This is a genomic window from Stenotrophomonas pictorum JCM 9942 (genome assembly GCF_001310775.1).
GTDB lineage: Bacteria > Pseudomonadota > Gammaproteobacteria > Xanthomonadales > Xanthomonadaceae > Stenotrophomonas > Stenotrophomonas pictorum.
This window is the reverse complement of sequence record NZ_BAZI01000073.1, coordinates 1-10046: the sequence shown is the minus strand read 5'-3', so window position 1 is coordinate 10046 and position 10046 is coordinate 1. Positions and strand designations below refer to the sequence as shown.

At 66.6% G+C, this 10046-nt stretch carries 8 protein-coding genes and 2 pseudogenes; 6 read left to right on the top strand and 4 right to left on the bottom strand.

Annotated elements, in window-relative coordinates; genetic code table 11:
* The coding region (locus tag JCM9942_RS19360) for a DUF6537 domain-containing protein (RefSeq protein ID WP_343123478.1) at positions 1–765 on the top strand (765 nt) is incomplete at its 5' end.
* A 68-nt stretch (positions 766–833) separates the two neighbouring features.
* Here JCM9942_RS19360 and JCM9942_RS06010 read toward each other — a convergent pair.
* From JCM9942_RS06010 to JCM9942_RS06000, 4 genes and pseudogenes are all read right to left on the bottom strand, one after another.
* Positions 834–1442 (bottom strand): M61 metallopeptidase family protein, encoded by a 609-nt coding sequence (locus tag JCM9942_RS06010; RefSeq protein WP_054658401.1) that lies wholly within the window; start codon positions 1440–1442, stop codon positions 834–836.
* A gap of 78 nt (positions 1443–1520) precedes the next feature.
* Positions 1521–1694, bottom strand: a pseudogene (locus tag JCM9942_RS20055) (M61 family metallopeptidase); the annotation flags it as partial.
* A 452-nt stretch (positions 1695–2146) separates the two neighbouring features.
* Positions 2147–2638 (bottom strand): annotated as a pseudogene (locus tag JCM9942_RS20050) (M61 family metallopeptidase); the annotation flags it as partial.
* Between the two features lie 152 nt (positions 2639–2790).
* Positions 2791–3420 carry a DUF938 domain-containing protein gene (locus JCM9942_RS06000; protein ID WP_054658403.1) on the bottom strand — a complete coding sequence of 210 codons (630 nt, stop codon included), beginning with the start codon at positions 3418–3420 and terminating at the stop codon, positions 2791–2793.
* Positions 3421–3576: 156 nt separating this feature from the next.
* Here JCM9942_RS06000 and JCM9942_RS05995 point away from each other — a divergent pair, with 156 nt between their 5' ends.
* The 5 genes from JCM9942_RS05995 to JCM9942_RS05975 all read left to right on the top strand — a co-directional run.
* Positions 3577–5205, top strand: coding sequence for a TldD/PmbA family protein (locus JCM9942_RS05995; protein ID WP_054658397.1), 1629 nt, complete (start codon positions 3577–3579; stop codon positions 5203–5205).
* A 187-nt stretch (positions 5206–5392) separates the two neighbouring features.
* A complete protein-coding gene (locus JCM9942_RS05990) occupies positions 5393–7027 on the top strand; it encodes a TldD/PmbA family protein (RefSeq protein WP_054658395.1) in 1635 nt (544 codons plus the stop codon).
* 21 nt (positions 7028–7048) lie between these two features.
* The gene (locus JCM9942_RS05985; RefSeq protein ID WP_054658393.1) at positions 7049–8383 is read left to right on the top strand and encodes a TldD/PmbA family protein; all 1335 of its coding nucleotides are present in this window, start codon (positions 7049–7051) and stop codon (positions 8381–8383) included.
* Between the two features lie 131 nt (positions 8384–8514).
* Positions 8515–9243, top strand: coding sequence for a DUF4159 domain-containing protein (locus tag JCM9942_RS05980; protein WP_054658391.1), 729 nt, complete (start codon positions 8515–8517; stop codon positions 9241–9243).
* A gap of 16 nt (positions 9244–9259) precedes the next feature.
* Positions 9260–10046: AAA family ATPase (locus JCM9942_RS05975; RefSeq protein ID WP_054658389.1), on the top strand; the 787-nt coding region annotated here is incomplete at its 3' end.

Sequence of the window (10046 nt, the reverse complement as noted above, 5' to 3'; positions counted from 1 at the left end):
CCGCGCAACCCGGACAACGAGCCGGATGTGCGCGGCCTGCCGGCCGCCAGCCCGACCCGTGGTGAAGCCAGCTTCGCCCCGCTGGACGACACCCGCCTGTCGCGCTCGCTGGACGAACTGATCGCCCGCCGCAGCAGCTTCCTCACCGACTACCAGGACGCCGCCTACGCCAACCGCTACCGCACCCTGGTGGAGACGGTGCGCAGCGCCGAGCAGCGGTCCATTCCCGGCAGCACCGCCTTGAGCGAAGCCACCGCGCGCTACTTCTTCAAGCTGATGGCCTACAAGGACGAATACGAAGTGGCCCGGCTGTACACCAGTGGCGACTTCGCCAAGCGTGTGGCAGAGAAGTTCGAAGGCGACTACCAGGTGCGCTTCCATCTGGCCCCGCCGCTGTTCGCCAAGCGCGACGAACACGGCCAGCTGCAGAAGAAGGAATACGGGCCGTGGATGTTCAAGGCCTTCGGCCTGCTGGCCAAGCTGAAGTTCCTGCGCGGCGGCCGCTTCGACGTGTTCGGTTACACCGAAGAACGCCGCAGCGAACGCCAGCTGATCAGTGACTACGAAAAGACCCTGCAGGAACTGATCGGCTCGCTGGACGCACGTCGGCTGGCGTTGGCGGTGGAGATCGCCAGCATCCCCGAGCACATCCGCGGCTACGGCCACGTCAAGGAAGCACACCTGCACGAGGCCAAGGCCCGCGAAGCCACGCTGCTGGCAACCTGGCGCAACCCCAAAGCGCTGCATATCGTGCACGCCAGCTAAGACGCGGCGACGCTGCCTGACCAACAACGCCCCGCAATGCGGGGCGTTGTTGTTTTCAGGCCCGAAGATCAGCGTCGCGGCGCAAGAATCTTCGTCAGCAGATCCGGCCTGCCGCCGATACGACGCAGATGCGGATAGCGCAGGCCGCCGCGGTAGTCGATGCGCACGGTGCGGAAGCTGTCGGCCTGCCGCACGATCAGCTCGACCGGCGCGCCGCCCTTGGCGTCGGTTACCGCCTGCTTCAGACGCGCACCGCTGTAGGCCAGCCCGTTGACCGCCAGCAGCGTCATGTCCTTGGCCAGGCCTGCCTTGAATGCGGCACTTTCCCAGCCCACCGATTGCAGCACGCCATCGCTGCCGACCTTCATTCCCAGCGAATACTGCAGATCGGTGAGCCCCTCGGCCTCGCCATCGGCGATCACCGGATTCGGCAGATCGCTGAAATACACCTCCCAGCCCGCGGCCTCCAGACCCTCCGGCGCCCGGCCATCGCGTGCTTGCAGCCGTTGGCCGATGAACGCATCCCAGTTGCCGGGTTGCACCGCTTCCAGCGCCTGCATCACGTCGCTGCGGTCGTACAGGCGGATCTCGCCCGGCTTGCCACCCTGGTGGAAACGCTTGGCGAAATCGTCCAGCGTTACCTTGCCCTTCGAGAGGCTGCGCAGGCGTGCATCCACGCCCAGCCATAGCAGCGTGCTCTCGTTGTAGAACTCGAACGCACGCTGCCAGTCGGCCCAGGCCTGCGGCTTTGAATTGAAGTCGAGGATGCCCTGATGCACGGTGTCGTGCAGGTCGCGCCATTGCCGGCCCGGCTGGGTGGCGTAGTTGGCCTGCAGCTGCGCCAGCATGCCCAGCGCGTAGTCCGGCTTCCACAGCCCGGCGCGTGCGGCCAGGACCACCGCCCAGTACTGGGTCTGGCCTTCGTACATCCACAGCTCGTCGTTGTGCATCGGCGCGTTGTAGTGCGGCACCCAAGTCGCCGCGGCCGCCAGGCCTTGCCTATCCACGCATGGGCATACTCGTGTGGCAGCAGGTCGTTGTCGAGGAACGGACGCTCGCCGCGCAGGTACCCGTCGTGCATGCCGTTCTCGCTGGACTGCGCATGCTCCAGGCCGATGCCGCTGAACACGTCCGATACCGCCAGCAGGAAGTTGTAGCGGCTGTAAGGGCGCGAACCGAAGACCGCATCGGCCTCGCGCACCAGCGCGCGATGCGCCTCCAGCACCGTGGCGTCGGCCTGCAGCGCCTGCGGATTCTCCGCCACCACCTCCAGCCACACCGGCTGCCGTGCGCTGTCATCCAGTGCGAACCGCCTGAAATGGCGACCGGCGAACACCGGCGAATCGATCAGCGTCATCAACGGCAGCGTTGCGTAGTGCTCGGTGTCGCCGTCACGGCGCACCAGCTCCAGCGCGCTGCCGCTTTGCCAGCCCGCCGGCAGGCGCAAGGACGGCTTGATCTGGATGCCCCGCGCATCCACTCCGGCCGGATACAGCACCACCCGGTGCCATTGCAGATCCAGCAGATTGGGTGTCATCGCCACCCGGCCCTGGTCGGCGGCGGTCGGCGACAGGTACTGGAACTCGACCTCCAGCATGCTCACGCCCTCTGGTACCTGCAGCGTGAAGGCATACATGTCGCCGGAATCACGTGTCCATTGCAGCGACTGGCCGTTGCCGCGGATGACCAGCCCGGCCATCTGGTTGATCGGCCCGGTGGGTGCATGGTTGCCGGGGATCCATTGCGGATACCACAGGGTCAGCGCGCCGGCCGACACCGGAATGCGCTGGCGCACACGCTGGATGCGCCGCTCGATATCACGGGCGTCCACTTCAAGTTCGATCACGCCCGGATAGCGGGGCTGCACCTGCATCGCCACCTGCCGCGGGTCGCTGCGCGGGGCATCGTGCTGCTGTGCCTGCACCCACCAGGGCGCGACGCCCAGCGCCATCACCAACCACCAGTTACGTCCGTGCTTCACCACGCCCCCATCCTCGCCAGAAGTGATCGCATCCTAGCCCGCCTTCAGCGCTGCAGGCGTTGCCACACCAGCAGCCGGTTGTTGGCCGGCATTGCCACATCCTCCAACAGCCGCATTCCCTGCGCCTGCGCCAGCGCATCGACCGCCTCGAAGTCGCGGATGCCCGAGCGCGCATCGCGCGCCTTCAACCAGCCATCGAAGGCGCGGTTGCTGTCACTGGTGAAAGCGCCGCCGTAATTGAACGGTCCGTAGGCGATGAACAGCGCGGCAGGCGCCATCAGCGCCGGCAGACCGGCGAACAGCGCCTGCACGTTGTCCCAGCCCATGATGTGCAGCGTGTTGGCGGTGAACACCGCATCGAAGCACCGGTCCTCCGGCTCCGGGGGGAGCGGCTGCAATCCTGGCGATGCACCGGCCACCGCCTGCAGCGCGAACGGGGGCGGCGTGTTCGGCAACGCCGCCTCCTCCAGCCACTGCCGGATACCGGGCAGGTGATCGGCATGGTCACTGGCCTGCCAGCGCAGCCACGGCAGCGCCGCGGCGAAATGCACCGCGTGCTGGCCCGTGCCGCTGCCAATCTCCAGTACCTGGCGGGCATCGCCCAGATAGCGCTGCAGCACCGACAGGATCGGCGCGCGGTTGCGCTCGCAGGATTCGGCGTAGGGTTTGGGGATCATCACGGTGGGGGATCTGGAAAGCAGATCCGATTGTGCCGCAGTGCCGGTTTCGGCCACGCATGACCATGGTCACTTGTGTCCGGACTGCATGGCAGCCCAGATTCGGAAGTCCTGTGCGATGCCCGGCATCGCTGCCCCGGAGCCCCGCCTGCCATGCAACGCCGCCAGTTCCTCACCCTTTCCGGCCTCGGCCTTGCCGGGATGCTGCTGCCCAACGCCCGCCTGATCGCCGCCGAGGAGCTGCTCGCACCGGCGGACGTGGCCAAGAAGAAGGCCCTGGCCGACACCGTGCTGGCACTGGCCAGGCGCGGCGGCGCCAGTTACTGCGACGTGCGCATCGGCCGCTATCTCAACCAGGCCATCGTCACCCGCGAAGACAAGGTGCAGAACGTCACCAACAGCGAATCGGCCGGGGTTGGCATCCGCGTGCTAGTCAATGGTGCCTGGGGCTTCGCCGCCAGCAACCAGTCCAGCGCGCAGGGCGTGGCCGACGCCGTGACCCAGGCCATCGCCATTGCCCGTGCCAATGCGAAGATCCAGAGCCGGCCGGTGCAACTGGCGCCGACGCCGGGCGTGGGCGAGGTGCAATGGAAGACGCCGATCGTCCGCAACGCGATGGCGGTACCGGTCAAGGACAAGGTGGAGCTGCTGCTGTCGATCAACGCCGCGGCGATCAATGCCGGCGCCGATTTCATCAACTCGCAGCTGTTCCTGGTCAACGAACAGAAGTATTTCGCCTCGTCCGACGGTTCGTGGATCGACCAGGACGTGCACCGCATCTGGCTGCCGTTCACCGCCACCGCCATCGACAAGGCCAGCGGCAAATTCCGCACCCGCGCCGGGCTGTCCGCACCGGCCGGTCGCGGCTGGGAGTTCCTCGACGGCAACGCCGCCGACAAGCATCCGCTGCCCGGCGGGGTGATCGGCTACGGCGCCTCCTACGATCCGGTCGAAGACGCCATCGCCGCGGCCCGGCAGGCGCGTGCCAAGCTCAGCGCACCGTCGGTCAAACCGGGCAGGTACGACCTGGTACTGGACCCGTCCAACCTGTTTTTGACCATCCACGAGAACGTCGGCCATCCGCTGGAGCTGGACCGCGTGCTCGGCTACGAAGCCAACTACGCCGGCACCAGTTTCGCCACCCTGGACAAGCGTGAGCAGCGTTTCCAGTACGGCAGCGACATCGTCAATTTCTTCGCCGACAAGACCCAGCCCGGCTCGCTGGGCGCGGTCGGCTACGATGATGAAGGGGTCAAGACCCGGCGCTGGGATCTGGTCACCGACGGCAAGCTGGTCAATTACATGGCCACCCGCGACGAGGTGCACATCCTCGGTGAGAACGCCTCGCACGGCTGCAGCTACGCCGATTCGTGGAAGAGCGTGCAGTTCCAGCGCATGGCCAACGTCTCGCTGGCGCCGGGCAAGACCCCGCTGACCCCGGCGCAGATGGTCAAGGACGTGGAGAACGGCATCTACATCCACGGCCGCGGCTCCTACTCGATCGACCAGCAGCGTTACAACGCGCAGTTCGGCGGCCAGCTGTACTACCAGATCAAAGATGGCCAGATCACCGGCATGGTCGAAGACGCCGCCTACCAGATCCGCACGCCGGAATTCTGGAACGCCTGCAGCGCGATCTGCGATGAACGCGACTTCCGTCTGGGCGGCTCATTCTTCGACGGCAAGGGCCAGCCCTCGCAGGTGTCGGCGGTCTCGCACGGTTCGGCCACCACCCGCTTTGACGGGATCAACATCATCAACACCGCCCGCAGCCTGGGCTGAGCCGCGTCCACGCAAACCGGCGGGGAATGGCGGCAAGTGCGCACTCGCAACCGGGGTGCATGTCGAAAGTCACTACCGCTGCAGCGAGGTCCCCGCAAAAATCGAACCGTTCGCAGAGCACCGCGAAGCCATCGTCGTTTGTTGCCGTAACGCCCGCCGCGCGGGCCGTGTCCCTTGGAGAGCAGCCTTGCAAAGACGTGACTTCCTCGCCCTGACCGGGCTTACCGCAGGCGGCCTGATGCTGCCGTCGATCTTCGGCAAGGCCATCGCCGCCGAACAGCTGCTCACCGTGCTCGACCCGGCGCTGAAGAAGCGCCTGGCCGATGATGCGCTGAACGCCGCCCGCGCCGCCGGCGCCACCTACTGCGACGTGCGCATCGGCCGCTACCTGCGCCAGTTCGTGATCACCCGCGAGGACAAGGTGCAGAACGTGGTCAACACCGAGTCCACCGGCACCGGCATCCGCGTGATCGTCAACGGCGCCTGGGGCTTTGCCGCGACCAACGACCTGTCCCCGGCCGGTGTGGTCAAGGCCGCGCAGCAGGCCGCGGCCATCGCCCGGGCCAATGCCCGGGTGCAGACCGCGCCGGTGCAGCTGGCCAAGGCGCCGGGGTATGGCGAGGTGTCGTGGAAGACCCCGATCCGGAAGAACGCGATGGAAGTGCCGCTCAAGGACAAGGCCGACCTGCTGCTGGGGGTGAATGCCGCCGCCATGGAGGCCGGTGCCAGCTTCGTCAACTCGATGCTGTTCCTGGTCAACGAGCAGAAATACTTCGCCTCCACCGACGGCTCCTACATCGACCAGGACGTGCACCGGATCTGGGCGCCGATGACGGTCACCGCCATCGACAAGAGCAGCGGCAAGTTCCGTACCCGGGGCGGGCTGTCCTCGCCGATGGGGCTGGGCTTCGAGTACCTGGACGGCGACGCCTCCGGCAAGACCGTGCTGCCCAATGGCGTGGTGGTCTACGGCCAGTCCTACGACATGCGCGAGGACGCCATCGCCGCGGCCAAGCAGGCGCAGGAGAAGCTCAAGGCGCCGTCGGTGAAACCGGGCAAGTACGACCTCGTGCTCGATCCGTCGCACACTTGGCTGACCATCCACGAAGCGGTCGGCCACCCGCTGGAGCTGGACCGCGTGCTCGGCTACGAAGCCAATTACGCCGGCACCAGCTTCGCCACGCTGGACAAGCGCGAGCAGCGTTTCCAGTACGGCAGCGACAAGGTCACCATGTTCGCCGACAAGACCCAGCCCGGTTCGCTGGGCGCGGTCGGCTACGACGATGAAGGTGTCAAGACCAAGCGCTGGAACCTGATCACCGACGGCAAGCTGGTGGACTACCAGACCATCCGCGACCAGGCCCACATCCTGGGCAAGACCGAATCGGACGGCTGCTGCTATGCCGATTCGTGGTCCTCGGTGCAGTTCCAGCGCATGGCGAACGTGTCGATGGCGCCGGGCAAGACCCCGCTGTCGGTGGCCGAGCTGGTCAAGGACGTGGAGAACGGCATCTACATCATCGGCGACGGCTCGTTCTCGATCGACCAGCAGCGCTACAACGCGCAGTTCGGCGGCCAGCTGTTCTACGAGATCAAGAACGGCCAGATCACCGGCATGCTCGAAGACGTGGCCTACCAGATCCGCACGCCGGAATTCTGGAACGCCTGCGTGGCCGTGGCCGATGAACGCGACTACCGCCTGGGCGGTTCGTTCTTCGACGGCAAGGGCCAGCCGGGCCAGGTCTCGGCGGTTTCGCACGGTTCTTCCACCGCCCGTTTCAACGGCATCAACGTCATCAACACCGCCCGCAGCCTCGGCTGACCGGTAAGGAGCCCCTGAACCATGAGCATCTTCACCGAACAGGAAGCCAAGGCCATCCTGGACAAGGTCATCGCGCTGTCCAAGGCCGATGAATGCACCGCCACGCTGGCCGGCTCGGTCGATGGCAACATCCGCTTCGCGCTGAACAACGTCTCCACCAGCGGCATCGTCAGCAATGCCGAGCTGGCCGTGCAGGTGGCCTTCGGCAAGCGCGTGGGCACCGCCTCGATCAACGAGTTCGACGACGCCTCGCTGGAGCGCGTGGTGCGCCGCGCCGAAGACCTGGCCCGCCTGGCGCCGGAGAACCCGGAGTTCATGCCGGCCATCGGCAAGCAGCAGTACACGCCCAGCCCGACCTTCAGCGCCTCCACCGCCGCGATCGACCCGGAGTTCCGCGCCCAGGTGGCCGCCGATTCGATCACGCCCTGCCGCGGCAACGGCCTGGTCGCCGCCGGCTTCCTGGAGGATGGCAACAGCTTCATCGCCACCGCCAACAGCAACGGCAATTTCGGCTACCAGCAGGCGACCAACTTCAACTACACCTGCACCGTGCGCACCGAGGACGGCCGTGGCTCGGGCTGGGTCGGGCGCAACCTCAAGGACGCGGCCGATTTCAGGGCCAGCCAGGAAATCGAGATCGCCAAGCGCAAGGCGATCGAATCGGCCGAGGCCAAGGCGCTGGAGCCGGGCAAGTACACGGTCATCCTGGAGCCGGCCGCCGCCGCCGGCCTGATCAGCTTCATGATGAATTTCTTCGACGCGCGCGCGGCCGACGAAGGCCGCAGCTTCCTGTCCAGGAAGGGCGGTGGCAACAAGCTCGGCGAGCAGGTCTACGACCCGCGCGTGACCATGCTCGCCGATCCGTGGCACCCGGACGCCCCGGTGCTGCCGTGGGATGGCGAAGGCATGCCGCGCGAGAAGCTGGCGATCATCGACAAGGGCAGGATCGCCAACCTCAACTATTCGCGCTACTGGGCGCAGAAGCAGGGCAAGACCGCCAACGCGCGGCCGGGCAACCTGCTGATGGCCGGTGGCGACAAGTCCACCGCCGAGCTGGTCAAGGGCACGCAGAAGGGCATCCTGGTCACCCGCACCTGGTACATCCGCATGGTCGATCCGCAGACCGTGCTGCTGACCGGACTGACCCGCGACGGCACGTTCTACATCGAGAACGGCCAGATCAAGCATCCGGTGAAGAACTTCCGCTTCAACGAGTCGCCGGTGATCATGCTCAACAACATCGAGGAGCTGGGCAAGCCGGTGCGCGTGGCCGGTGACGAGTCCAGCCTGGTGATGATGATCCCGCCGATGAAGCTGCGCGATTTCACCTTCACCTCGTTGTCGGACGCGGTCTAGGCAAATCCGCGTCGCGGGCCTGGCCCCCGGGTTGCGCTTGCGCGGAACCCGGGGTCCCGCGCTCCGGGCCGGCCGATTCCACCGCGGCTGCCGCCACGCCCCCTTTTCCCAAGGGGGGACCTGCTCCCGAGATGTCCACGTCTGTGTCCCAGCCCCGTCTAACGCGAGCGCAATTCCTCCACCTGCTGCTGGGCGGCACGGTGGCGGCCGCCTTGCCGGGGCGGGTCCACGCCCAGGCCAGCCGTTACGACTTCTGGTTCACCCGATTGAAGTACGACTCCGGCGACTGGGATGTGGATGCGCGCATGCCATCCAACCTGCTCACCTCGCTGGTGGACTACACCACGCTGCGCGTTGACCCGAAGGAACACGTCATCGCGCTGGCCGATCCGAAGATGCTGGCCGCACCGTTCTGCTATCTGGCCGGACACAAGCTGGTCGAGTTCAATCCGGACGAACGCCGCAACTTCGAGCGCTACGTGCGCAATGGCGGCTTCGTCTTCGTCGATGACTGCAACCACGACATCGACGGCCTGTTCGCCACCTCGTTTGAAGCGCAGATGCGCAGCATCTTCGGTGCCAACGCGCTGAAGAAGCTGCCAAACACCCATGCGCTGTACAACAGCTTCTTCAGGTTTCCCGAGGGTCCACCGGCCACCGGCTTCGAGCTCAACGGCTGGGGCGATGACCTGGTCCACGACTACCTGAAAGGGATCGAGATCGATGGCCGGCTCGGCGTGCTCTACAGCAACAAGGACTACGGCTGCGAATGGGATTACGACTGGCGCAACAAACGCTTCCTGGCCGAAGACAACACGAAGTTCGCCGTGAACATCGTGATGTACGCACTCACGCACTGACCCCACTGGTGACCGCATGACCGCTACCGATCTGGACTCCCTGCTGCCGCGCCTGGACACGCTGCGCAGCGCGCTCGCACAGGCCGTGGTCGGCCAGCACGAGGTGGTCGAACACCTGCTGATCGGCCTGCTGGCCGGCGGCCACTGCCTGCTCGAAGGGGCCCCCGGCCTGGGCAAGACGCTGTTGGTGCGCTCGCTCGGCCAGGCGCTGGAGCTGCAGTTCCGGCGTGTGCAGTTCACCCCCGACCTGATGCCCAGCGACATCCTCGGCACCGAGCTGCTGGAAGAAGACCACGGCACCGGCAAGCGCGCGTTCCGCTTCCAGCAAGGGCCGGTGTTCACCAACCTGCTGCTGGCCGACGAGCTCAACCGCACCCCGCCCAAGACCCAGGCCGCGCTGCTGGAAGCGATGCAGGAGCGCACCGTCAGCTATGCCGGCACCACCTACGCGCTGCCGGCGCCGTTCTTCGTGCTGGCCACGCAGAACCCGATCGAGCAGGCCGGCACCTATCCGCTGCCGGAAGCCCAGCTGGACCGCTTCCTGCTGCATGTCCGCGTCGACTACCCCAGCGAAGCCGAAGAACGCGACATCCTCGCCCAGACCACCGGCAGCCACAGCGGCACCGTGCCCAAGGTGATGGATGCCGATGCGGTGAAGGCGCTGCAGCTGGCAGTGCGCGAGGTGCATGTCAGCCCCGACCTGCTCAGCTGGATCACCCGACTGGTCCGCGCCAGCCGCCCCGGCGAGGGTGCCCCGGCCGAGGTGAACAACTGGATCAAATGGGGCGCCGGCCCGCGCGCCG